We start from the raw sequence: 23,044 nt of genomic DNA on the forward strand, positions 1-23,044 counted from the left end.
AAGAGTGACGAAAGGGGGCGCTCATCAGAGCGAGCGGGCGCCCACTTTATGAGTTGTCCTCGGGAATCAATGTCCTTTCGGTAAAGGCGGGTTGGACAATTGCCGGGCGACGGTCGTGTACGCGCGGGTAACTCGTAAGGTCGAGGTATGCGCCGAGCAAAGATCGTCAGCACTTTGGGACCGTCGACCGACTCGTACGAGCAGATCAAGACGCTCGTCGAGGCCGGTATGGACGTCGCCCGGTTCAACATGAGTCACGGCACGCACGCCGAGCACGAGGAGCGTTACCACCGGGTCCGCGCCGCGTCCGAGGACACGCAGCGGAATGTCGGCGTACTCGCCGACCTTCAAGGCCCGAAGATTCGGCTGGGCCGTTTCCGCGAAGGGCCTGTACTCCTTGAACGGGGCGACGAATTCGCCATCACCGTCGAGGACGTCGAGGGCGACCGCTCCCGGTGCGGGACGACGTACGAGGGGCTGGCTGCCGATGTGACCGCCGGGGAGCGGATCCTGGTGGACGACGGCCGGGTCACCCTGGAGGTCACCCGCGTGGAGGGCGCGGTCGTCCACACCCTGGTCGTCGAGGGCGGCACGGTCTCCGACCACAAGGGCCTCAACCTGCCCGGTGTCGCCGTCTCGGTGCCCGCGCTGTCCGAGAAGGACGTGGCGGATCTGCGCTGGGCGCTGCGCACCGGCGCCGACATGATCGCGCTGTCCTTCGTGCGCAGCGGGCACGACATCAAGGACGTGCACCGCGTCATGGCGGAGGAGGGCCGGTGGCTGCCCGTCCTGGCCAAGGTGGAGAAGCCGCAGGCAGTGGCCAACCTGGAGTCGATCGTCGACGCGTTCGACGGCATCATGGTGGCGCGCGGGGATCTGGGCGTGGAAATGCCGCTGGAGCAGGTGCCGTTGGTGCAGAAGCGCGCCGTCAAGCTGTGCCGCCGCAACGCCAAGCCGGTGATCGTGGCGACGCAGATGCTGGACTCGATGATCGACGCCTCCCGCCCGACGCGCGCCGAGGCCTCGGACGTGGCCAACGCCGTGATGGACGGCACGGACGCGGTGATGCTCTCGGGTGAGACCAGCGTGGGCAAGTACCCGACGGAGACGGTGCACACGATGGGCCGGATCGTGGAGGCGGCGGAGGAGGAGATGCTCGCCAAGGGGCTGCCGCCGCTGACCGAGTCCAGCAAGCCGCGTACCCAGGGCGGTGCGGTGGCCCGTGCCGCCGCGGAGATGGGCGACTTCCTGGGAGCCAAGTTCCTGGTGGCCTTCACCCAGTCCGGCGACACGGTCCGGCGGCTGGCCCGCTACCGCTCCCCCATCCCGGTGCTGGCCTTCACGCCCGACCAGGCGACCCGTGCGCAGCTCAACCTCACCTGGGGCGTGCGCAGCTTCCTCGGGCCGACGGTGCAGACCACGGACGAGATGGTCGACCAGGTCGACGAGATGCTGCTGAAGCTGGGCCACTGCGACCGCGGTGACCTGGTCATCATCACCGCAGGTTCGCCGCCGAGTGTGCCCGGCTCCACCAACCTGGTGCGGGTGCACCGCCTCGGCGAGGAGGACTGCTGAGGGGCGGCTTCCTGCCGGGATGCGGGCCGCCGCCAAGAGGCGGCCCACTGCCCCGAGGTGGACCGCGCCGCCGACGAGCAGCCTGCACCGGTGACGCCCGGCCCCGCACGCCCCGTCCGGCGTAGGGTCCGGTGCATGGATCCGAACGAGCCGCTGTTCAAGCGCAATCCCCGGAAGGGCTTCCATCAGAACCGCCACGTCCTCAACTGGCAGAACCCGACGGGGCGCTTCCTGATCATCCTGCTCTGGGTCGGGCTCGTCGCTCTCGGGGTGATGGCGCTCACCCGCACCGGGCTGTTCGCTCCGCCCGCCGAGCCGAGCTACTGACGGGGCCCGCGCGGGCTCAGTCCGCCCCGACGGTGTCGCCGGCCTCGCCCAACGGGACGCCGTCGGCGATCTGCTCGTGGTGGCGGATGACCTCGGCGATGATGAAGTTCAGCAACTTCTCGGCGAAGGCCGGGTCGAGCTTGGCGTCCTTGGCGAGGGCACGGAGCCGCTCGATCTGCCGGGCCTCACGGGCCGGATCGGCCGGGGGCAGGTCGTGGTCCGCCTTGAGCCGGCCGACACGCTGGGTGCACTTGAACCGCTCCGCCAGCATGTGCACCACGGCCGCGTCGATGTTGTCGATGCTGTCCCGCAACGCGCCCAGCTCCGCCCGCACGGACGCCCCGGCCTGCTCGATCTCGCTGCTGCTCATCGACCGAGCTTAACCGGCGCCACCCGCCCGCGCCGCGCCCCGGTACCCGTACCCGCACCGCCCTCCGTGGCGTGGCGACCGGTGTGACCCACGGAACAGACAGGTGCAGACAGGTATGCGTACGGTGCGGACATGTCCGAACAGGCACGCAAGCACCACCGGGTGGCCCGCATCCTGAGCCGGGAGATCCGGGGCGGCTCCCTGCCCGACGGGAGCAGGCTGCCGGGCGAACACGCACTGACCGAGCGGTTCTCGGTGAGCCGCTCGACCGTGCGCGCCGCCCTGCGCTCCCTCGCCGAGGAAGGACTGGTGCGCACCCACCCCGGCATCGGCTCCTTCGTCAGCTTCGACGGGGCGCCTTTGGACAACCGGCACGGCTGGAAACAGTCGTTGCGGGAACAGGGCGGCGTACGCCCGCAGACGACGGTGCTGCGGCTGGAACTGGTGCACGACCGGGCCCTGCGGGACGCGCTCGCCCTGGAGGACGAGCGCTTCCTGGCCGTCGACCGGATGCGGGCCCTGGACGGATCCCGCGTCTCCCTCGAACGCAGCCGTGTGCCGCTGTACCCGGGGCTGGCGGACGTTCCGCGTACCGGCCTGCTCGACGGGTCACTGACCGCCACGCTCGCCGCGGCCGGTCTCATGGTGGCCTCCGGGGAACAGCGCGCCACCGCCGTACCGCTGGACGCGGCGGACGCGGAGCAACTGCGGCGACCGCCGGGCACCTCGTTCCTGCGCGTCACCCGCATCGGGCGCTCCCCCACCGGGGCGGTCCTCGAACACGTGGTCAGCCTGCTGGATCCCGCCCGCTTCGAACTGCGCACCAGCTTCGGCGACGCATCCTGACACGGCAGGCGGCCACCGACGGCCAGCGGCCCGACGGCCACCGGCACAGCACAGCACGACCGACAAGGACAGCGGCCCCATGCACGACCCGCACCCTCCCACCACCGACCGCGCGCTGGGCGCCCTCTACGGGCTGGCCCTGGGCGACGCGCTCGGCATGCCCACCCAGATCATGTCCCGCCCCGCCATCGCCGCCCGCTTCGGTGAGGTCACCGGCTTCGAGGCGGGACCGCCCGACAACCCGGTGGCGGCCGGGCTGCCCGCCGGGAGCGTCACCGACGACACCGAGCAGGCCCTCGTCGTGGGCGACCTCCTGACCGACGGCGGCGGCCACATCGACCCCGAGAAGTTCGCCCGCGCCCTGCTGGAGTGGGAGGCGGGCATGAAGGCGAAGGGTTCGCTGGACCTGCTGGGGCCCTCGACCAAGGCGGCGCTGGACGCGGTCACCCGCGGCGTGCCCGTCGCCGAGGCGGGCAGGTCCGGGACGACCAACGGGGCCGCCATGCGCGTCACCCCCGTCGGCGTGGCCACGCCCCTCCGGTCCCAGGCGGCCTTCCTCGACCGGGTCGTGGAGTCCTGCCAGGTCACCCACGACACCACGATCGGCATCGCCGGGGCCGCTGCCGTGGCCGCCGCGGTGAGCAGCGCCGTGGACGGGGCCTCGCTGCCGGAGGCCATGGACAGGGCCGAGAGCGCCGCGCAGGCGGGCGCCGGGCGCGGGCACTGGGTGGCGGGCGCCGACATCGCGGCCCGCATCCGCTGGGCCCGGCGCACGGTGGCCGGGCTGCCCGAGGGCAGGGCCGTGACGGTGATCAGCGAGCTGATCGGCACGAGCGTCGCCAGCCAGGAGTCGGTGCCGGCGGCCTTCGCCGTCCTCACCCTGGCCGGGGACGACCCGTGGCGGGCCTGCCTGCTGGCCGCCAACCTCGGCGGCGACTGCGACACGATCGGCGCCCTGGTCGGCGCCGTCGCCGGTGCCGTGGCCGGCCTGAGGGGGCTGCCGGCCCACGCCGTGGACACGCTGCGGACGGTCAACGGCCTCCACCTGGAGCCGCTGGCCTCCCGCCTGCTCGCCCTGCGCGGCACGGAATGCGGCACGGAATGAGGCCCCGCCGCGCGGCACCGGCCACCGTCCGCGGCCGTCCCCACCCACCCCGCCGCGCGCCCCGGGCCGTCGCGGAGCCCGCCGGGCGGACGGGGCCCGCCGGGCGGACGGGGCCCGGCGGGCGATGCCGACCGGGCGGGAGGACCGGGCCGACGAGGGAGACCAGGCCGGTCGAGGGCGGCCCGGGACACGGCGGACCGCAGCACGCCGGGGGGCCGCAAGTCGACCCGCAGCACACCAGGGCCGAGAGCGCCGATCCGCGGCACGCCAGGGCCGGAAGCACCGATCCGCAGCACGCCGGAGAGCCGCACGTCGACCCGCAGCACACCAGGCACGGGAGCACCGATCCGCAGCATGCCGGGGTCGGTTGCGCCACCCCGCAGCACACCGAGGCCGAGAGCGCCGATCCGCGGCACGCCAGGGCCGGAAGCACCGATCCGCAGCACGCCGGAGAGCCGCACGTCGACCCGCAGCACACCAGGCACGGGAGCACCGACCCGCAGCACGCCGGGGGCGGTTGCGCCACCCCGCAGCACACCAGGCACGGACGCGCCACCCCGCACCACGTCGGGCACGGACGCGCCACCCCGCACCACACCAAGGCGGTACACACCACCCCGCAGCGCACCAGGGCGGCACATGCCAATCCGCAGCACACCACCCCGCTGCGCACCAGGAAGGCGCAGGCCGGTCCTGAGCGGATCAGGGCGGGGTGCCTTCCCCGTGTGCCCGGCGCGGGCGGCCCGGGGCTCTGCCGTGCGGTGGCGGGTCCGAGGGGCCGGGTCCTGGCCGGTCCGTCACCAGGTGCGGCCGCCCTCGCGGGCCGCACGTTCCGAGGAGTGCGCTCCTCAGCCACGCGGGGAGCCCAGCTCCCCGCCTCTCGCCGGACAAGGAGGTCGGGCCATGGCTGACTCGAAGAGGAGTGAGCTGGTCGGCACCGTGGAGACGCGCGGCATCGAGCCGGTGCCGGACGCCGAACGGCACGGTCACGCGGGCCAGATGTTCTGGACCTGGTTCGCGGCGAACATCTCGCTGCTGGGGCTGCCGCTCGGTGCGACGCTGGTCGCGTTCCGTGGGCTGAACATCTGGCAGGCGGTCCTCGTGGCCGTGATCGGCGCGTTCGGCTCGTTCGCGCTGGTGGGCGCGTTGAGCATCGCGGGGAAGCGGGGCGGGGCGCCCGCCCTGACGCTGTCGCGTGCGGTCTTCGGGCGGCGCGGCAACACCGGGCCCACGCTGGTGACCTGGCTGAGCCGGGTCGGCTGGGAGACGGTCAACACGACCACCGCCGCCTACGCGCTGCTCTCCCTGCTGGGCATCGTCTTCGGCGCCCCGCACAACACGGTGCTCACCGTGGTGTGCCTGCTGGTCTTCATCACCTGCACGCTGCTGATCAGCGGCCTGGGGCACGCCACCATCATGTGGATCAACAGGTGGGCCACCTATGTGTTCGGGCTGCTGAACCTGCTGGTGATGGGGTTCCTGGTGGCGACCGTCGACTGGACGAAGGTCGCGGCCGCGCCCGCCGCGCCGCTGAGCGCGGTCGTCGCGGGTGTCGGCGTGATCGCCGCCGGCACCGGTATCGGCTGGGCCAACGCCGGTGCCGACTACGCCCGTTACCTGCCGCGCGGGTTGCCGGGCGGCAGGCTCGTGCTGGCCTCCGCGTGGGGCGCGGGCATCCCCCTGGTGCTGCTGATCTCGCTGGGTTCGCTGCTGTCGGCCGGTGACCCCTCGCTGGCTGCCGCGTCCGATCCGGTGGCCGCCATCGACGGGATGCTGCCGTCGTGGATGTCGGTGCCGTACCTGATCGCCGCGTTCGGCGGGCTGCTGCTGTCCAACCACCTGTCGGTGTACTCGGCGGGGCTGACCCTCGTCACGCTCGGCGTACGCGCCAGGCGCACGGTCGCCGTCGGCCTGGACATCGTGCTCACCTTCGCGGGCGGCATCTACTTCATGCTGGTCGCGGGCGACTTCTACGGCCCCTTCACCACCTTCCTGACGCTGCTGGCGGTGCCCATCACCGCGTGGGTCGGCGTCTTCGCCGTCGACATGCTGCGCCGCCGCTCCTACGACGCGGACGCGCTGATGGCGCCGGGCCGTGCGGGCCGCTACTGGTACGACGGCGGGTTCGCCTGGTCGGCGTGTGCGGCCTGGGCGGTGGCGATCGTGACGGGGCTGCTGCTGACCGAGGCGAAGACCAGCGACACCGACGTGTGGTTCTCCGGGCCCTGGTCGCACAGCTGGCTGGGTACCAACGGGCTCGGCTGGGTGGTGACCTTCGTGGTGGCGGCCGTGGTCTACAGCCTGCTGCACCCGCTGGACCGTGCGGTGAGCGCGGAGGCGGCACGGAGCGCACGGGAGGCCGATGCCGAGCGGGAGCCGGACGTGCCCGCAGCCCGCGGAAAGGGCGACGGGACCTCCACGGCCACCAAGCCGGCGCCCCGCGCGGCCACCGAGGAAGGAGCGGGCCGATGACGGCGAAGCTGATTCTGGCCGGCAGCGTGATCGTCGACATGGTGCTGCGCGTACCGCACCTGCCCGAGCGGGGCGGCGACGTTCTCGCCTCGCACGCCGCGCAGACCGCCGGCGGCGGCTTCAACGTGCTGGCGGCGGCCCGCCGGATGGGGCTGCCCGCCGTGTACGGGGGCGGGCACGGCACCGGGCCGTTCGGCGATCTGGTGCGCGCGGCCCTCGCCGCCGAGGGCGTCGAGGTGCTGCTGCCGCCGCGCACCGACTGCGACACCGGGTACTGCGTGGCCCTGGTCGACGCGGACGGCGAGCGCACCTTCGTCACCACGACGGGTGCCGAGGGACAGGTGGGCGCCGCTGGGGCGAGGGAGCTGGCCGCGCAGCCGCGCCCGGGCGACGTGGTGCAGCTCTCCGGGTACGGGCTGGCCTACTCGGGGTCGGCCGACCGGCTCACCGAGTGCGCCGCCGCCCTTCCGGCAGGTGTCACCCTGTGCCTGGATCCGGGGCCGCTCGTCGCGGACATCGAGCCGGACCGGCTGGCCCGCGTGCTCTCCCGTACGGACTGGCTGAGCTGCAACCGGCGGGAGGCCCGGCTGCTGTGCGGCCTGTCCGACGGGGCGGCCGCCGCCGGGGAGCTGGCGGACCGGCTGCGACCGGGCGCCGGGGTCGTGGTGCGCGGGGACGCGGACGGCTGCTGGCTGGCTGCCGGTGACGGCGGCACCGTCCACGTCCCGGGCCGGCCCGTGGAAGCCGTCGACAGCAACGGTGCGGGGGACGCCCATGTCGGCGCCTTCCTCGCGCTGCTGGGCCGCGGCGCAGGACCGCGGGACGCGGCGCGCGGGGCCAACGTGGCGGCGTCCGTCGCCGTGACCCGCCGGGGCCCGGCCACCTGCCCCACCGCCGCCGAGGTCGCCGCCCTGCTGCCTGCCGACGACCCGCTGACCGCCCTGCTCGCAGCCGAGCGCCCCGGTGCCGGCGCCCCGCACGGCTGAGGGACCGCCTCGCGCGCCTCGCCGCGGGCCGCTAGCAGGTGTTCAGGTAGGTGAGGACGGCGCGGACGCGGCGGTTGGTGTCGTCGTCGGCGGCGATGCCGAGCTTGCCGAACAGCGAGGTGGTGTACTTGCTCACCGCGCTCTCGCTGAGGAAGAGGCGACGCCCGATGGCCTGGTTGGACAGCCCCTCCGCCATGAGCTCCAGCACGGAGTGCTCGCGCTCGGTGAGCCGGGCCGGTCCGCGGGCGGGGGTGCCGGCGAGCAGCTTGGCGATGACCGCCGGGTCCATGGCCGTGCCGCCGCCCGCGACGCGTTCGAGGGCGCCGAAGAACTGGTCGGCGTCGAACACGCTCTCCTTGAGCAGGTAGCCGACGCCGCCAGAGCCGTCGGCCAGCAACTCCCGCGCATAGAGCTGTTCGACGTGCTGGGAGAGGATGAGGACCGGCAGTCCGGGCACCTCGGCGCGGGCCGCCAGGGCCGCCCGCAGCCCCTCGTCGGACTGGCCCGGCGGCATGCGGACGTCGATGACGGACACGTCGGGGCGCCACGTGAGGAGCGCGTCGAGCGTCTCGGGCCCGGTGGCGGCCGTCGCCACCACCTGGTGCCCGCACGCCTCGATCAGGCGGACCATCCCGGCACGCAGGAGGTAGAGGTCTTCGGCTACGACGATGCGCATGGCACCGTCATCCTGGCACGGGTCGGGCCGCCCGGCCGACTGGTGATCTCCAGGGTGCCGTCGAAGACCGCGAGGCGGCGGCGCAGGCCCGCGAGTCCGCCGCCGGCCCGCACCTCGGCCCCGCCCCGGCCGTCGTCCTCGACCTCGGCGACGAGGCCGGTGGCATCCCGCGTGAGGGTGAGGCGGGCACGGGAGGCGTGGGCGTGCTTGACTGCGTTGGTCAGCAGTTCGGCGACGCCGAAGTAGACGGCGGACTCGATCGGCGCGTCCAGGCGCAGCGGGGTGCCGGGGGCTTCGACGGTCACGTCGAGGGGGGCGTCCAGGGCGAGGGCGCGGACGGCGTCGGCGAGGCCCCGTTCGGTGAGCACCGGCGGGCTGATCCCCCGGACCAGTTCGCGGAGTTCGGCCAGCGAGGCGGTGGCACCCGCCCGTGCGTCCCGCATGAGGGCCCTGGCCTGTTCCGGGTCGGTCTCCAGCAGCATCTCGGCGGTCGCCAGGGAGAGCCCCAGCCCCACCAGGCGGGCCTGCGCCCCGTCGTGCAGGTCCCGTTCGATCCGGCGGATCTCGGCCGCCTGGGCGACCGTCACGTCCGCGCGCTGCCCGGTCAGCTCCTCGACCCGGTCGGCCAGCGCCCTCGCGGGTGGCGGGCGCAGGAAGCGGACGGTCACCGGCACGAGCAGCCGCCAGGCGTACGGGGCGAAGGCGACGGCCACGGCCAGGCCGAGCACCCCGAGGAGTGCTCCGGGGAGGCGCGCAGCGGGCCGGACCCCGGCGAGTCCGAGGAAGGCCACGGCCGACCCGGCAGGCGGGAGGGCGGCGGCCAGGCCGGCGGTGAGCGGCACGATGCCGACGAACCGCACCTCGCGCCAGGTGGCCGGATCGCCCCACCGGATCCGCCACCTCTGGTCCTTCAGGGCGTCCGCGCGGGTGCGCTCGTAGGAGTAGCCGTTCCACCAGTAGCCGGTGGACATCCGCACCACGGGCTCGGCCTGCCGGTACCCGGCGGGCACGACGGTGCCGCTCCATCTCGCGACCAGGAAGCGGACCGTGCGGCAGACCGGGCGGGCCAGGGCGACGGTGCCCACGCCCACCAGCACCAGGGGCGCCACCCACGACCACGGGTTGTCCGCTCCCCAGCGGATGCCGAGCGCCACGGCGGCGGCCCACCCGGCCGGGACGGGCATGGTGACGGCCACCACGGCGCACGCCCGCACGAACCCGACGCCGACCCGTGCCGGCAACGAACCCCGCTGTTCCACGTCTTGTCCCTCGCTCCCCGTCCGGTACTCCCACTGTGCACCGCGTACCGCCCGCCGCCGCCCTGTCCGGCCGGGGAGTGGGGCTACCCCCACCCACCTGTGCGCCCAGACGGATACCGGGCCGACAGGGCGCTTCCTAGCGTCGGTGGGCATGGAAACGAGGACAGGAACCAACGGGCAGGCCACACCAGGGTCCGCACTTCTCGACGATCCGCGCGCACAACGGGCCCTCACCGCGGTGCGGACCGGCATCACGGCGTACGGCGTACTCGGCGCCGCCGCCCTGGTGGCGGTCGTGGCGGTGGCGGGCACCGGCCACACGGTGAACACGTTCATGTGGGTGCGGGGGGTGCTGCTGCCCGTGGTCGCCGTGCTGCTCCACCGGATGGCCCTCGCCGCCTTCCGGGGCTCGCGGCGGGCGTTCGAGCGTCTGAGCACCCTCGCCGTGATCATGCCTGTCGCGATCGTCGGCGTCGATCTGATCCCGGGCGTCTGCCCGCTCTGGTACGCCGTGGCGCAGACGGTGTGCATGCTGCCCGTCGTCGGGGGCGCGTGCGTCACGCGCGGCTCCGCGCTGCGGTCCGCCTTCCCCAAGGCGCGGTGAGAGCCCGCCCGCACGGGCCGTCGGGCGAGGCGGACGGCAGGGCGGCGTCAGTCCGGGGGCGGGGCCGTCGAGCTGCGGAGGCGCAGGCGGGTGGGCAGCGCGGTGGTGGCCGTGCGCCGTCTCCCGGCGCCGTCCAGCAGCCGGGAGACGGCGAGCGCCCCTGCCTCGGCGACCGGCACCTCCAGCGCGGTCACCTGCGGGTCGGTGGCGCCCAGCGCGGTGAGGTCGTCGGCGGCGGCGATGCTCAGGTCGCCGGGAACACGCAGCCCGCGGGCGGTGAGGCCGTGCAGCAGACCGAGTGCGAGGAAGCTGTTGTAGGCGACGACGGCCGTGACGCGGCGGGGCAGGTCGGCGGCGGCGGCCACGCCGGAGTCGTAGGTGGGGGGCAGCGGGCCCAGCGTCCGCAGGCGCGCGCCGTGCCGGGCGGCCTCGTCCCCTGCGGCGGTACGACGGGCGGCGTCCGCCCAGGAGCCGGGCGGCCCGGACAGGTGGGCGATCTCGCGGTGGCCCAGTCCGGCGAGGTGGCGCACCAGGGCGGCGGTACCGGAGGCGGTGTCCAGGACGACCGAGGGCAGTCTGCCCACCCGGCGGTCGACCAGCACCAGGGGGAGTCCCCTGGCCTGGGCGCGGAGTGCGGCGTCGCTGCCGACCGGGGCCACCATGACCAGGCCGTCGGCCTGTTCGCCGAGCCGCCGGGCGAGCGCCGCCTCGCGCTCGGCGTCGTACTCGGAGACCCCGAGCAGCAGATGGCTGTCGGTCTCCTCGGCGGCCTGCTGGGCGCCGAGGACGAGCGGGGAGAAGAACGGGTTGGCCAGCGTGGGGACGATGAGGCCGAACATGCCGGTGCGCCCGGTGGTCAGGGCGCGGGCGGCGCGGTTGGCCTGGAAGCCCAGGCGTGCGGCGGCGGCTCGTACCCGTTCCCTGGTGGGGGCGGCGACCATCTCGGGCCGCGCCATCGCACGTGAAGCGGTGGCCTTGGAGACGCCCGCCTCCTTGGCCACGTCCGCGAGTGTGGGCACGCTCGCCTCCCCCTTCGCCGCTCCGCTCCGACTCCCGGCCCGCGCCGGGGTCCTCCGGCTGCCGGAGGGCGGTGCCTTCCCGTCCGGGCCGGTCCGTGTCATCCTAGCTGCGGCCATTCGCTGCAACCGGTTGCATGAACCGGTTGCAGCGAGAAGGTACCGACCCCGCACCACCGACCTCTCCCACCTGTTCCGCACGCCCTCTCCGCCGCCGCCCGCGGCCCTCTCCCACCCGCCGAGGTAGCGATGTCCCCCACCGACGAGACGCCCCCGCCGGCCGGCGCCGCACCACCCGCCGGCAGCGCCACCCGTACCGGCCCCGCCGCCGAGCCTTCCACCGGCACCGCAACCGGGCCTGCGGCGCCGCCCACCGGGGCGCAGGAGCCCGCCGAGCCGCAGTCGACCGGCGAGGACGGATCGGCCGGCGAGGCGCGGTGGGAGCGCTGGTTCCGGATCCGGGAACGGGGCAGCACCCCGCGCACCGAAGTGCTGGCGGGGCTGTCGATGTTCGTGGCCACCGCCTACGCCGCCGTCGTGATCCCCGGCCAGCTCGCCAAGGCCGGGATGCCGCACGGGCCGGTGACCACGGCGGTCCTGCTGGCCGTGGTGCTGGCCACGCTCGGCATGGGGCTGGCCGCCAACCTGCCGTTCGTCCTCGCGCCGGGCCTCGGCGGGGTCGCCCTGGTCGCGGTGACCCTGGTGGGACAGAACCACGTGCCCTGGGACGCGGCGCTGGGCATGGTGCTGTGGTCGGGGGTGGCCTTCGGGCTGCTGACCGTCTTCGGCATCCGGGACCTGCTCACCCGCCTGATGCCGCTCGACCTGAAGCACGCGATCAGCGCGGGGCTGGGCCTCTACATCGCCCTGCTCGGCTTCCGCGACAGCGGCCTGGTCGTCGCGAAGCCGGACAGCGACAGCCTGGCCCTGGGCGACCTGTCCCAGGCCCCGGCGCTGCTCGCGCTCGGCGGACTGGTGCTGCTCACCGCGCTCTCCTCGCGCAAGGTGCCGGGTGCGTTCCTGATCACCATGGCGGCGGTGACCCTCGCCGGCGTCCCCGCCGGCGTCACCGAGGTGCCCGACCACCTCTTCGGCGCGCCCGACAACCCCTCGGCCGTCGTCTTCCACGTCGATGTGCTCGGCGCGCTCAAGCCCGAGTACTTCCCCTACATCTTCGCCTTCTTCGTCTCGGAGTTCTTCTCGATGACGGGCACCCTGCTGGCCGTCTCGGGGCGTGCCGGGCTGCTCGACGCAGACGGCAACCTGCCCCGTATGCGGCGCCCCTTCTACGTCGACTCCGCCGCCGTCGTCGGCGGTGCGGGCCTGGGCGCACCGAGCATGACCGCGTACCTGGAGTCCTCGGCGGGCGCGGACAGCGGCGGGCGGACAGGGCTGTCCTCGGTGGTGGCCGCGGGCGGGTTCGCCGCCCTGCTGCTGGTCACCCCGTTCGCCACGCTGATCCCCTCGGCGGCGACCGCCCCGGTGCTGATGTACATCGGGCTGACCATGCTCAAGTCCCTGCGCAACGTGGACTTCTCCGAGCCGACGACCGCGCTGCCCGCCGCCCTGCTGGTCGCCACCACCGTCTTCTTCGGGAACTTCGGCACCGGCATCGCCGTCGGGCTGGCCGCGCACGTCCTGGTGAAGACGGCGGCGGGCCGCGTGCGGGAGGTCCCGTGGGGGCTGTGGGTCGTGATGATCCCGCTCGGCTACTACTTCTTCACGCTGGTCCCCTAGGGACCTGGGCGCACACCGGAAGGACGCACACCACCATGACCCAGCACAGCCCGCAGCACCCCTCCCCCGCTGACGGGGGCGCCCCGCACGATCTGCGGATCAGCGGCGGCACCGTCGTCTCGACGTTCACCGGCGAGGAGTTCGCCGCGGACGTCCTGGTGACCGGCGAGACGGTCACCGGGGTGGTGCCGCCCGGCACCGCCGCCGAGGCCCGCGCCCATCTGGACGCCACCGGGCTGCTGGTGGTGCCCGGTTTCGTGGACGCCCACATGCACATCGAGAGCTCGTTCCTGACGCCCAGCACGTTCGCCTCCCTCACTCTGGCCCGCGGCACCACCACGGTGCTCGCCGACCCGCACGAGATCGTCAACGTCGCGGGCGCGCAGGCCATGCGGTGGATGATCGAGGAGGGCCGCACCACCGCACAGACGCAGTTGTGGGGCGTGCCCTCCTGCGTGCCGGCCGTCCGCGGGCTGGAGCACGCGGGGGCCGACCTGGGCGCCGGGGACGTCGCAGAGATGCTCGCCTGGCCCGGTGTGATCGCACTCGGCGAGGTGATGGACTACCGCGCGGTGGTCGGCGGCGAGGAGCGGATGCGCGCGATCGTCGGGGCGGCCCGCGAGGCGGACGCACTGCTGGACGGGCACTGCCCCAACCTCAGCGGGGCCGAGCTGAGCACCTACATGGCGCAGGGCATCGACTCCGACCACACCAAGAACCGCACCGAGGTGCTCCTGGAGAAGGCCCGGCTGGGCATGCTGATGATGCTCCAGGAGAAGTGCCTGCTGCCCGAGGTGGTGGAGGCGCTGCTGGCGCTGCCCCAACTGCCGCCGCTGTGCCTGGTGACGGACGACCTGGCCGCCGACCACATCGTGCACACCGGGCACCTGGACCACATCGGCCGGACGGCGGTACGGGCCGGGCTGCCCGCCCTGGCGGCGCTGCGGGCGATGACCTGGACGCCGGCGCAGCGGCTGCGGCTGCCTGACCGGGGGGTGGTGGCGCCGGGCAAGCGCGCCGACCTGGTACTGCTGCGCGGCCCGCTGGAGGACTTCGACCCGGCGGTGGTGCTGGCGGGCGGGCGCGTGGTGGCACGCGACGGCGTTCCCGCGCCGCAGCCCGGCGAGGGCCGGCCCGCGGGGGGCGGCGGCGCGCTGGCGGGCAGCGTGCGGGTTGCCGCGCCCACCGCGGAGGACTTCCGCTGGCGGGTCGACCTGCCCGACGGGCAGCACACCTTCCGCGCCCTGCGGACCAACCCGAAGGACACCTACACCGAGGCCGAGCAGGTCGAACTGCCGGTCGTGGACGGCGAGGTGCGGTGGGAGGGCCGCACGGCGCTGGTGCGGGTGCACAACCGCTACGGGCGTGCGGGCACGGTCTTCGCTCCGCTGCTCGGCCCGGACCTGGCACCGGGTGCGGTGGCCACCACGTACGCGCACGACAGCCACAACCTGCTCACGGTGGGCACCTCCCGCCCGGCGATGGCGGCGGCTGCCGCGCAGGTCGTGGCCGACGACGGCGGGGTGAGCGTGGTGCGCGGCGACAGCGCGGTCGCGGCGCGGCTGCCCCTGCCGGTGGGCGGGGTGATGTCCGGCGCGGCGCCCGCCGAGGTCGCCGCCGCGGCGCGGTCGGTCCGTACCGCGCTGGAGGAGTGGGGCTGGCTCCACCTCAACCCGTTCATGAGCGTCTCGACCCTCACGCTGGCCGTCTCCCCCAGCCTGAAGATCACCGACCGGTTCCTGGTGGACGTCGCCCGCCGGGCTCCGGTCTCCGCCACGGTCTGACCCGCCCCGCCTCACCGGCCGGCCGACGGCCCGTCGGCGGCGGTGGGTCTCAGCGGTACGTCGGCAGCATCGGCGGGTGGTCCGGGTCCGGGATGCTGGAGGCGTAACCACCGGGGACGGTGCGGGACTGGGTGGCGCGGAACTGCACCGGAGGCGTGCCCACCCGCCGGGTGAACAGGCGGGAGAAGTACGCCGGATCGTCGTAGCCGACGCGGCGGGCGACGGTGGAGACGGGCAGATCGGTGCCGGCCAGCAGTTCCTTGGCCCGGCCCAGCCGGATGCCCAGCAGGTAGTCCTTGGGGCTGCACCCGGCGCTGCGGCGGACGGCGGTCCGCAGTTCGGCGGCGGTCATCCCGTGCCGGGCGGCGTGCTCGGCCACCGAGAGCGGCAGGAACGCGTCGCGGGCCAGGGCTTCGAGGACGGGGGCGCCGTCGGCGGTGGTGTCGGCACGGGCGCGGCGCAGCGCGACGAGGAGTTCGTGGACGGCAGCGGCCGCCTCGATCTCCAGCAGCGGGTTGCCGGGGCGGGCCGCGCGGGCGACCCGGGCGACGGCGGCACGGGCCGGGCCCGCGTCGGTGAGCGGGACGAGGGGGCGGTCCGGCTGGATGCAGCCCAGCTCGGTGTAGGCGGTGACGGCGGAGCCGGTGAAGTCGACGAAGCTCTCGTCCCAGCCCTCCACCGGGTCGGCGCCGAAGTGGTGCGGTATCCCGGGGGTGATCCACAGCAGCGCCGGCCCCACCACCTCGTGCCGGTGGCCCTGGGTGTCCTCGCACCAGCCGCGCCCGGCGCTGACGACGACGGCCACGTGGTGGTCGAGAGTGCGGGGACCGACCGGGGGCAGCGCCCCGTGCTGCATGCCGACCCCGAGGCAGACCAGGCCGAGGCGGTGGTGCACGGGCCCGGGGGTGAAGTACCGCATCCAGGACTGGTACCGGTGCTCGGCCACCGCACGCGCTCCCCTCACTCGGTCAGGGAGCAGCGTACGGTGATCGCCCCGGGCCGGTCACCGGTCGGAAGCCCGCGGCGCGGAACCGGTCGAGGACTCATCCCTCAGTCGGTCACCTCGGTGACGGTGAAGGCGTCGAGGGCGAACTCGGCCTTGCCGTCGTCGCCCACCTTGCGCAGACCGACCCACGCCTGACCGTCCTTCGGCGCGGTGAACTCGTAGCTGTGGGAGGTCGGCCGGGTGGCGGCGGGCAGCGGCCGGCGCGTCAGCTCCTTGGCCTTCGGGGAGTCCACCGCGGTGACCCACGCGTACTGCCCGGCCTTCTCGTTCTCGTACCGGAAGGAGACGCGGTAGGTCTTCCCCGGCTCGAAGCGGACGGTGTGCTCGACGGTGCGGTAGACCACGCCGGTGTTCTCGCCACGGGACTTGAGGGACTGGCCGCCGTCGATCACGTCGTCGATCTCCTTGCCGTTCCAGCCGCGCTGGGTGTACGGCGCGTGCCGCTGGGCGATATGGGTGCGCGGGTCGGTGGCGCCGCCCGCGTCGCCCTTGACGAACGGGCCCCAGCCCTGCGGCACGTGCTCGAAGTCCTCGTGCACGAGGGCGCCGCGGCGCCGCGCGGGGGTGCCGGGCACGACGCGGACGTGGTCGAAGCGGACCGGCACCTCGCCCTTCCCCGCCGTGAGGGCGAGCGTGACCGGGCCGCCGCCTTCGGGCACCGTGAACCAGGTCGTCATCCGCTGGAAGCGGGTGCCCTGCTTGAGGTCGGACGCGACCTGGTTGGTGGCGGTGGAGGTCTCGGTCCAGTTCTCCGCGGTGACGCCGTCGGCGGTACGCACGCTGAGCGCGGCGCGGCGCCTGTCCCCCGCCTCGGAGCCGACCTGCACCTGCACGGACGCGGCGTAGGTGCCCGCCTTCAGCCGGCGGAGCCGTTGGGCGACAGAGACGGCGTCCCCCGCGGCCAGCACGAGCTCGGGGTCGCCCAGTCGGCTGACCTCGACGCTCGCTGCTCCCTCGACGGTCCAGTCCGCCAGCCCCGCCGAGTGGAAACCCGGGTCGGCCAGCGGGGTGCCCTCGCCCCAGTGCGGGTCGGGCTGCGCCGGTGCGAGCCTGCCGTACACGACGTAGGGCTGTCCGGCCTCGGCGGCAAGGGTGACCCGGCCGCCCGAGACGGCGACCTCGACCGGCTTGCCGCGGCCCTGGGCGCCGAGCGGGTAGGCGTACACCGTGCGGGTGCGCCGCCAGCCGCTGGGCAGCTCCCAGGTGGTGCGGCCGCCCGCGGGGTTGTAGTGGTACAGCTTCGCCGGGTCGGTCGCCCTGCGCGGCTCCCACGGCAGCAGGTAGGCCCCGTCGTCGTAGACCCGCCGGCCGTCGGTGGTGATGCGGCGCCTGCCGTCGGTGTCGGTGACGGAGGTGGCCCCGGCGTGCCCGCCGCCCTCGAAGGTGATCTCGTGCTCGGTCCAGGTGCTGATGGGCCTGGCCTGGAGGTACTTGGCGGGCAGGCTGTGCGTCCAGATCAGCTCGTAGAAGTCGTGCCAGTCGGTCTTGCCGCGCCAGCCCTCGTAGTTGCCCATACGGGCCGCGCCCAGCAGGGTGGGCCACTTGTCGGCGAAGACGTCCTTCTGGTGGTTGCGTACGAAGCGGATGAGGCGGGAGTTGATGCCGCGCGAGCTGTCGGCTCCGTAGTCGGTCTCGGTCGCCCAGTGCGACCACAGCGCGGAGCGTTCGAAGCCGTGCCCCCACTCGGTGGCCACGTTCCAGCCCTGTGCGCGGAAGGCGGCCTGGAGCCGGTCCGAGGTCCATCCGGACTCGCGGAAGACGTCGATGTAGAGGGAGGTCAGTCCCTTGTCGGTGTCCTCACGCAGGTTCTTCAGGCGCCTGACGATGTCGCCGGAGACCAGGTCGCGGCGCTGGTCGATGCGGTAGGACTGGTCGAGCCAGTCCCACTGTTCGTCGCTCTTGTCGACGAGCTTGTCGCTGAAGGCGTGCGCGACCGGGTAGGACTCGGTGACGTTGATGTGCACCGCGAAGTCCGCGTTCCAGCTCCTTCCCTTGCGCAGCAGCGTGTTGAGGTCGGCGAGGCCGCCCGCGCGCTCGTTGTAGTTGCCCGCGTAGTCGGGGTGCGCCGAGTCGTGCCCCTCGGACTGGTAGCCCTTCAGCAGGGCGAACTGGCGCAGCCCGTCGGTGGCCAGGTGGATGCGCTTGACCTGGTCGAGGGTGGTCAGGAACGGGTTGGTTGCCTGGCTGGCGAAGTTGAACGGGATGTGCGGCACGACCCGCAGGTGCTGCTCGTCGGCGCCGCGCGGCTCGACCATGATGTCGCGCATCGCGACGGCCGCGTCCTGCCAGTCGGCCTTCCCGTCCCCGTTGCGGTCGCGGGTGACGACGACCGTCACCCACGGCAGCGGCTCGGTCTGGTCCGGCTTCGCGGTGGCGGCACGGTAGGTCCACTGGCCGCAGGTGAGCCGGGCGCAGCGGGCGTCGCCCACCGCCACCGTCTGCCGCCACAGCCGCCCGTTGTCCCACTCGGCGCCCTTGGTCTCGGACGGCTTGTCCCAAACGGTGTTCGTCTCGATCGCCGCGGCGAGCTCCCCCGTGGCCACGACGGCGTACGCGCAGCCCACCGGCTCGGCGTCGGTGTCACTCCGGTCGGTCAGCTCGACGAGGGTGTCGCCGCTGCTGTCCTTGTCCAACTCGACGCGGGCCGCGTACAAGGCGGGAGCGGGACGCTGGTCGGAGCGCACCGACAGGAAGGCCAGACCGGGCAGTTGCAGGGTGCCCACGGCGCCGCCGGACGCCTCCCGGATGCGGGTGACGCGCCAGTGGACCTGCCGGCCCTCCGCCTCGATCCGGACGGTGAGTTCGGTGCCGCTGCCCAGCGTGAGGGTGTAGGTGATGCGGCTGTCGCCGCCCGGTCTGCCGACGGCCTTCGGGGTGTGCTCGACACCGTCGACCACCAGGGTGCCGACGGGGTCGGGCTGGGCGTGCAGCGTGGCGCGGGTCTCCCGGTCGGTGTAGCCGACGATGCGGGGGAAGGCCGCGTCGACGGTCACCTCCAGCTCGGGGGTGCGCAGGGTGTGCGTCGCGCGGGGCGCCTTCGCGTCCGCGTACGCCTGCCCGGTGGCGACCCCGGGGGCGCCGAGCACGGTGCCGGCCCCCGCCACCGTGCCGGCCGCCATCACCGACCTGCGGGTGACGCCCGCACCCTCTCGTGAGCTCGTCATGGTCTCGTCCTCCACTCGCTTCCGCCACCGGCCTTCGCGGCCCCACCTTTGGCGAGGCCGTACGGGCTTGCCCATGGACAAGCGCGGGGGGTTGTTGGATTTCCGGCCCGTCCTGCCACTCCGAGGGCGCGGCAGGACGGGCCGCGGACGACCGGGCGCGCCCGCCCTGACCTGGGGCTATGAGCGTGATAACCAAAACGGGGGTTCCTGGCGGCGCGGCCCGGGGACAGGCTCGTGACGTCTCGGAAAGCGTCCCGGGAAACGTCCTGTGACCCAGCCGCTCGCCGGAACAACACGAGGAGCCCCGCGTGACACCTCGGACCTTCACGGTCAACGACCGGTCGTACACGATGCCGGGCAGCCCCGTCGTCATCTGCATCGACGGCAGCGAACCGGACTACCACCTGCTGGCCGCCGCGGCGGGCCGGATGCCGTGGCTGAGCAAGGTCCTGGCGAACGGCGGCACCTCCTGGCCCGCGACTGCGCCATGCCTGCCCTGACCAACCCGAACAACGTCTCCATCGCCACGGGGCACCCGCCGCGGCTGCACGGCATCAGCGGCAACTACCTCATCGACACCGGGACCGGTGAGGAGGTGCTGATGAACGACAAGCGGTTCCTGCGCGCCCCCACCCTCTTCGCGGCGGCGAACGACGCTGCGCTGGACGTGGTGGTGACCGCCAAGGACAAGCTGCGCAGGCTGCTGGGTGCCGGGCTGGTCGAGGGCGGGCCCGCCCTCGACGGCTCCGCACGGTTCGAGGCGCCCCGGCGGCGCGGCGTCTGCTTCTCCGCCCAGAAGCCGACGAGGCCACCGAGGAGGCCAACGGCATCAGCGGCGTCCTCGATCTGGTCGGCAAGCCGCTGTCGCGGTGCCGACCTGATGTACCTGCCGTTGACGGACCACATCCAGCACCAGCACGCGCCGGGCACCGAGACGGCCGACGCCTCCTACGAGATGATCGACCACTACGCCGCCCGACTCGGCGAACTGGGCGCGGTCGTCGCCCTGACCGCCGACCACGGCATGAGCGCGAAGACCGATGCCGACGGCACCCCGCGCATCGTCTACGTCGAGGAGAAGGTGCGCCGCGCGCTGGGCCGGACGCCGACGCCGAGGGGGTGCGGGTGATCCTGCCGATCACCGACCCGTGCACGGTGCACCACGGCGCGCTGGGCTCCTTCGCCAGCGTCCACCTGCCGCAGGGCGCCGACCGTGCGGCCGTCGCCGAGGCGCTGCGCGCCCTCGACGGGACCGAGGTGGTCGCCGACCGCCAGGAGGCGGTGGAGCGCTACGCGCACCTGCCGCACATGGGGGCGAAAGCCTCCCAGCTCGGCGCCCCGCAGTGCTCGCCGGACGTGTGGGACTTCTCCACCGATCTGCGCTCGGCCTGCATCCGCTACTGACCCCCTTCGCCACCGGCGCTCTGCAGCCGCCGCCCCCTCCGGGCGCGTACCCGGGCGGGGACCGACGGCTGCCCGGGAAGGGCTGGAGGTGCCGGGCGGCCCGCGGGGGTGCATGCTGCTGGGAGACGCTTTCCTCGGCGTTCCCCGGTGTGCCCGGTGTGCCCGGTGTTCCCGGTGTTCGACTGCCCGCGCCCGGCCGACCGCGAAGGAGGGACGTGGAGCCTCCCGCCCAGGACTCCCTGGACGACAGTCGCGGCCTCGCTGGCTCCGACTGCTTCGACGGGGTGGCTGCCGCGCTGCTGGACGAGGACGGACGGGTGTCCTGGTGGTCCAGGGCCGCCGGTGAGCTGCTGGGCCGGCGGGGTGCCGAGGTGCTCGGGAAACCCGGGCGGGACCTGGTCGCTCCCGGGGGCGCCCCGGCGCCACCACGGCCGTCCCGGGGCAGCGGCGGCAACCGGGAGGGCGGGGCCGCGGACGCCCCGTGGGAGGGCCGGCCGCGGCGGATGCGGCTGCGCCACAGCTCGGGACGGCTGGTCACCGCGGACGTCCGGCTGCTGACGGCGGACGGGGCACCCGGGACGCTGGTGGTCGCCGTGTCCGCGGAGCCCGCCAGCGGTCTGCCGTCCGGCCCCGTGGTGGCCCGCGCCCTGCTGGAGCAGGACCGGGCTCCGGTGGCCCAGTTCGACATGGACCTGCGCCCGGTGCGGGCCAACGCCGCCTTCGAGGAGCTGCGGCCGGAGGGGGCGGAGGACGACTGGCTGCTGAGGCTGCCCAGCGCCGAGGGGGACGGCGTCGCCCGGGAGGCCATGGCGCAGGTCGCCGAGACCGGGACCGTGGTCGCCGCGGCGGAGTACAGCATGGGGCCGCCCGGCTCCGAGCTCGCCCTCCACCTGACGTGCCTGCGGCTGGAGGGCCCGCTCGGAGACCCCCTCGGCGTCCTGGTCACGGCGCGGGAGGTGACCCGGCGGCAGCGCGCCCGGCGCCGCCTCGGCCAGGCCTACGAGCGCGCCTTCAACCTGGGTTCCTCGCTCGACGTGGTGCACAGCGCCCGCGATCTGGCCGAGGTACTGGTCCCCGACCTCGGCGACCTGGCCTGTGTCGACTTCCCCGACGCCGTACTGCAGGGCCGCGATCCGCCGCTCGGCTACCCGGGGCAGGAGGCCGCGGCGGCCCGCCGGGTCGCGGTGAAGGCCGCGGACGGGCAGTGGCCCGAGCCGCTGGTGCAGGTGGGCGAGGCGGTGCCGGTGACGCCGGAGGTCCCGGAGGTCGCGGGCATGGTCGTAGGGGAGGCACTGGTGGCGGGCTCGGACGCGGCGCGGCGCATCCTGGGCCACGACCCCGAGCTGATCGCCCGCCTGGTGCCCGAGGGGCTGCGCGACTCGGTCGGCTGCCCGCTGTACCACGGCGGCCGCCTCTTCGGCTACGTGCAGGTGTTCCGTACCCGGGACCCGCGGCCGTTCGAGTACGAGGACGTGCGGTTCGTCCAGGACATGTGCCACCGCACGGCCGGGGCGCTGGACAACGCCTTCCGGTACACGCGCGAGCACCGCACCGCGCTCGTGCTGCAGCGCAGCCTTCTTCCGCCGGCGTCCACCGAGAGCTCCGCGGCGGAGACCGCCGGGTCCTACCTGCCGGCCAGCGGCAGCGCGAGCGTGGGCGGCGACTGGTTCGACGCGCTGCCGCTCTCGTCGCTGCGGATCGCGCTCGTCGTCGGTGACGTCATCGGGCACGGTCTGCAGGCGACGACGACCATGGCCCGGGCGCGTACCGCCGTGCAGACCCTCGCGGATCTCGACCTGCCCCCGGAGGAGCTGCTGACCTGTCTGGACGACCTCGTGCAGCGGATGAAGGCGGAGGCCGACCAGCCCGACAGCGTGGGCGCCTCCTGTCTGTTCGCCGTGTACGACCCGGTCAGCCAGGAGTGCAAGCTGGCCAGTGCGGGGCACCCGCCGCCCGCGCTGGTGCTGCCCGACGGCACCGTGAGCTTCCTGGAGCTGACGCCGGGTCCGCTGCTGGGCGTGGGCGACAACCCGTTCGAGGTGACCAGCGTGCGGCTGCCGCCGGGCAGTGTGCTCGCCCTGTACACCGACGGGCTGGTCGGCCACGATCCGGAGGCGGGCATGGTCCGGCTGCGGGAGGACCTGGAGCAGCTGTGCAGCTCCTCCCGCGGCCACCGCCCGACCGGCCCCGCCCCTCTCGACCACATCAGCGCCGAGCTGATCCGCCGGCACCCCAGCGCGGAACACCCCGACGACGACGTGACCGTCCTGCTCGCCCGCACCCGTGCCGTGCCCGAGAGCGACACCGCCTCGTGGGAGTACCCTGCCGATCCGGCCGCCGTCCAGGCGGCCCGCGAGGACGTGAGCGCCCAACTGGCGGCCTGGGGGCTGGTGGAGGAGTCGTTCACCACCGAGCTGATCGTCAGCGAGCTGGTCACCAACGCCATCCGCTACGCGGGCGGGCCCGTGGGGCTGCGCCTGATCCGCGACCACGTCCTGGTGTGCGAGGTCACCGACCCCAGCAACACCCAGCCCAGGCTGCGCCGCGCCCTGACCACCGACGAGGGCGGCCGGGGCCTGTTCCTCGTCGCCCAGCTCGCCCACCGCTGGGGCAGCCGCTACGGCGACCGCGGCAAGACGATCTGGACGGAACAGGAGCCGGCCCGGGGCCCGGCCGGCGGCGCGCCGCTCGCGTTATCGTGACCGGAGGCCAC

19 protein-coding genes are annotated in these 23,044 nt (G+C 74.2%); 13 read left to right on the forward strand and 6 right to left on the reverse strand.

What is annotated here, in order from left to right; translation table 11 throughout:
* Nucleotides 1–147 precede the first annotated feature (147 nt).
* Complete coding sequence (gene pyk, locus H297_RS0108230; RefSeq protein ID WP_027736647.1) at nt 148–1,575, forward strand: pyruvate kinase; 1,428 nt, start codon at nt 148–150, stop codon at nt 1,573–1,575.
* A 135-nt stretch (nt 1,576–1,710) separates the two neighbouring features.
* Complete coding sequence (locus H297_RS0108235; RefSeq protein ID WP_027736648.1) at nt 1,711–1,902, forward strand: hypothetical protein; 192 nt, start codon at nt 1,711–1,713, stop codon at nt 1,900–1,902.
* A gap of 16 nt (nt 1,903–1,918) precedes the next feature.
* Here H297_RS0108235 and H297_RS0108240 read toward each other — a convergent pair whose 3' ends face one another.
* The gene (locus H297_RS0108240) at nt 1,919–2,272 is read right to left on the reverse strand and encodes a chorismate mutase (RefSeq protein WP_027736649.1); all 354 of its coding nucleotides are present in this window, start codon (nt 2,270–2,272) and stop codon (nt 1,919–1,921) included.
* A 132-nt stretch (nt 2,273–2,404) separates the two neighbouring features.
* Here H297_RS0108240 and H297_RS0108245 point away from each other — a divergent pair, with 132 nt between their 5' ends.
* From H297_RS0108245 to H297_RS35245, 4 genes are all read left to right on the forward strand, one after another.
* On the forward strand, nt 2,405–3,118 hold the full coding sequence (locus tag H297_RS0108245) for a GntR family transcriptional regulator (RefSeq protein ID WP_027736650.1): 714 nt from the start codon (nt 2,405–2,407) through the stop codon (nt 3,116–3,118).
* A 79-nt stretch (nt 3,119–3,197) separates the two neighbouring features.
* Complete coding sequence (locus H297_RS0108250; RefSeq protein WP_027736651.1) at nt 3,198–4,223, forward strand: ADP-ribosylglycohydrolase family protein; 1,026 nt, start codon at nt 3,198–3,200, stop codon at nt 4,221–4,223.
* Nucleotides 4,224–5,126: 903 nt separating this feature from the next.
* Entirely contained in the window at nt 5,127–6,695 is a 1,569-nt protein-coding gene (locus tag H297_RS35240) for a purine-cytosine permease family protein (RefSeq protein WP_486589447.1), read from the forward strand.
* Nucleotides 6,692–7,681 carry a PfkB family carbohydrate kinase gene (locus tag H297_RS35245; protein WP_051351658.1) on the forward strand — a complete coding sequence of 330 codons (990 nt, stop codon included), beginning with the start codon at nt 6,692–6,694 and terminating at the stop codon, nt 7,679–7,681. Before H297_RS35240 ends, H297_RS35245 begins: the two co-directional genes overlap by 4 nt.
* A gap of 31 nt (nt 7,682–7,712) precedes the next feature.
* Here H297_RS35245 and H297_RS0108265 read toward each other — a convergent pair whose 3' ends face one another.
* Both H297_RS0108265 and H297_RS0108270 read right to left on the reverse strand, forming a co-directional pair.
* A complete protein-coding gene (locus tag H297_RS0108265; protein ID WP_027736652.1) occupies nt 7,713–8,357 on the reverse strand; it encodes a response regulator transcription factor in 645 nt (214 codons plus the stop codon).
* Nucleotides 8,342–9,616, reverse strand: coding sequence for a sensor histidine kinase (locus H297_RS0108270; protein ID WP_027736653.1), 1,275 nt, complete (start codon nt 9,614–9,616; stop codon nt 8,342–8,344). Before H297_RS0108270 ends, H297_RS0108265 begins: the two co-directional genes overlap by 16 nt.
* A gap of 151 nt (nt 9,617–9,767) precedes the next feature.
* Here H297_RS0108270 and H297_RS0108275 point away from each other — a divergent pair, with 151 nt between their 5' ends.
* Nucleotides 9,768–10,220, forward strand: coding sequence for a hypothetical protein (locus H297_RS0108275; protein ID WP_037793510.1), 453 nt, complete (start codon nt 9,768–9,770; stop codon nt 10,218–10,220).
* A 47-nt stretch (nt 10,221–10,267) separates the two neighbouring features.
* On the opposite strand, the gene H297_RS0108280 is transcribed toward H297_RS0108275, so the two are convergent.
* Nucleotides 10,268–11,239 carry a LacI family DNA-binding transcriptional regulator gene (locus H297_RS0108280; protein WP_027736655.1) on the reverse strand — a complete coding sequence of 324 codons (972 nt, stop codon included), beginning with the start codon at nt 11,237–11,239 and terminating at the stop codon, nt 10,268–10,270.
* Nucleotides 11,240–11,485: 246 nt separating this feature from the next.
* On the opposite strand from H297_RS0108280, the gene H297_RS35250 reads away from it, so the two are divergent.
* Both H297_RS35250 and H297_RS0108290 read left to right on the forward strand, forming a co-directional pair.
* A complete protein-coding gene (locus tag H297_RS35250) occupies nt 11,486–12,973 on the forward strand; it encodes an NCS2 family permease (protein WP_486589448.1) in 1,488 nt (495 codons plus the stop codon).
* A 35-nt stretch (nt 12,974–13,008) separates the two neighbouring features.
* The gene (locus tag H297_RS0108290) at nt 13,009–14,757 is read left to right on the forward strand and encodes an adenine deaminase C-terminal domain-containing protein (protein WP_051351659.1); all 1,749 of its coding nucleotides are present in this window, start codon (nt 13,009–13,011) and stop codon (nt 14,755–14,757) included.
* Between the two features lie 49 nt (nt 14,758–14,806).
* Here the strand turns inward: H297_RS0108290 and H297_RS0108295 are convergent, their stop codons facing one another.
* The gene (locus tag H297_RS0108295) at nt 14,807–15,676 is read right to left on the reverse strand and encodes a helix-turn-helix domain-containing protein (protein WP_037793514.1); all 870 of its coding nucleotides are present in this window, start codon (nt 15,674–15,676) and stop codon (nt 14,807–14,809) included.
* A gap of 131 nt (nt 15,677–15,807) precedes the next feature.
* Complete coding sequence (locus H297_RS0108300) at nt 15,808–18,927, reverse strand: endo-alpha-N-acetylgalactosaminidase family protein (protein WP_027736658.1); 3,120 nt, start codon at nt 18,925–18,927, stop codon at nt 15,808–15,810.
* 308 nt (nt 18,928–19,235) lie between these two features.
* Here H297_RS0108300 and H297_RS42640 point away from each other — a divergent pair, with 308 nt between their 5' ends.
* The 4 genes from H297_RS42640 (at nt 19,236) to H297_RS35260 (ending at nt 23,033) form a co-directional block, all read left to right on the forward strand.
* Nucleotides 19,236–19,427, forward strand: a complete 192-nt coding sequence (locus H297_RS42640; RefSeq protein ID WP_051351660.1) for a hypothetical protein — start codon at nt 19,236–19,238, stop codon at nt 19,425–19,427.
* On the forward strand, nt 19,415–20,056 hold the full coding sequence (locus H297_RS42645) for an alkaline phosphatase family protein (RefSeq protein ID WP_051351661.1): 642 nt from the start codon (nt 19,415–19,417) through the stop codon (nt 20,054–20,056). Before H297_RS42640 ends, H297_RS42645 begins: the two co-directional genes overlap by 13 nt.
* On the forward strand, nt 20,053–20,331 hold the full coding sequence (locus tag H297_RS44090; RefSeq protein WP_158693659.1) for a hypothetical protein: 279 nt from the start codon (nt 20,053–20,055) through the stop codon (nt 20,329–20,331). Before H297_RS42645 ends, H297_RS44090 begins: the two co-directional genes overlap by 4 nt.
* Before the next feature lie 215 nt (nt 20,332–20,546).
* The gene (locus tag H297_RS35260; protein ID WP_051351663.1) at nt 20,547–23,033 is read left to right on the forward strand and encodes a SpoIIE family protein phosphatase; all 2,487 of its coding nucleotides are present in this window, start codon (nt 20,547–20,549) and stop codon (nt 23,031–23,033) included.
* Nucleotides 23,034–23,044 lie beyond the last annotated feature (11 nt).

The sequence above is a fragment of the Streptomyces sp. CNT360 genome (assembly GCF_000424785.1).

What these genes read in the sequence shown, in the direction of transcription:
- H297_RS0108245 (WP_027736650.1), top strand. Translation starts at nt 2,405, where the DNA reads ATGTCCGAACAGGCACGCAAGCACCACCGGGTGGCCCGCATCCTGAGC.
- H297_RS35245 (WP_051351658.1), top strand. Translation starts at nt 6,692, where the DNA reads ATGACGGCGAAGCTGATTCTGGCCGGCAGCGTGATCGTCGACATGGTG.
- H297_RS42645 (WP_051351661.1), top strand. Translation starts at nt 19,415, where the DNA reads ATGCCTGCCCTGACCAACCCGAACAACGTCTCCATCGCCACGGGGCAC.
- H297_RS0108240 (WP_027736649.1), bottom strand. Translation starts at nt 2,272, where the DNA reads ATGAGCAGCAGCGAGATCGAGCAGGCCGGGGCGTCCGTGCGGGCGGAG.
- H297_RS0108290 (WP_051351659.1), top strand. Translation starts at nt 13,009, where the DNA reads ATGACCCAGCACAGCCCGCAGCACCCCTCCCCCGCTGACGGGGGCGCC.
- H297_RS0108275 (WP_037793510.1), top strand. Translation starts at nt 9,768, where the DNA reads ATGGAAACGAGGACAGGAACCAACGGGCAGGCCACACCAGGGTCCGCA.
- H297_RS0108265 (WP_027736652.1), bottom strand. Translation starts at nt 8,357, where the DNA reads ATGCGCATCGTCGTAGCCGAAGACCTCTACCTCCTGCGTGCCGGGATG.
- pyk (WP_027736647.1), top strand. Translation starts at nt 148, where the DNA reads ATGCGCCGAGCAAAGATCGTCAGCACTTTGGGACCGTCGACCGACTCG.
- H297_RS35250 (WP_486589448.1), top strand. Translation starts at nt 11,486, where the DNA reads ATGTCCCCCACCGACGAGACGCCCCCGCCGGCCGGCGCCGCACCACCC.
- H297_RS0108300 (WP_027736658.1), bottom strand. Translation starts at nt 18,927, where the DNA reads ATGACGAGCTCACGAGAGGGTGCGGGCGTCACCCGCAGGTCGGTGATG.
- H297_RS35240 (WP_486589447.1), top strand. Translation starts at nt 5,127, where the DNA reads ATGGCTGACTCGAAGAGGAGTGAGCTGGTCGGCACCGTGGAGACGCGC.
- H297_RS0108235 (WP_027736648.1), top strand. Translation starts at nt 1,711, where the DNA reads ATGGATCCGAACGAGCCGCTGTTCAAGCGCAATCCCCGGAAGGGCTTC.
- H297_RS0108250 (WP_027736651.1), top strand. Translation starts at nt 3,198, where the DNA reads ATGCACGACCCGCACCCTCCCACCACCGACCGCGCGCTGGGCGCCCTC.
- H297_RS0108295 (WP_037793514.1), bottom strand. Translation starts at nt 15,676, where the DNA reads ATGCGGTACTTCACCCCCGGGCCCGTGCACCACCGCCTCGGCCTGGTC.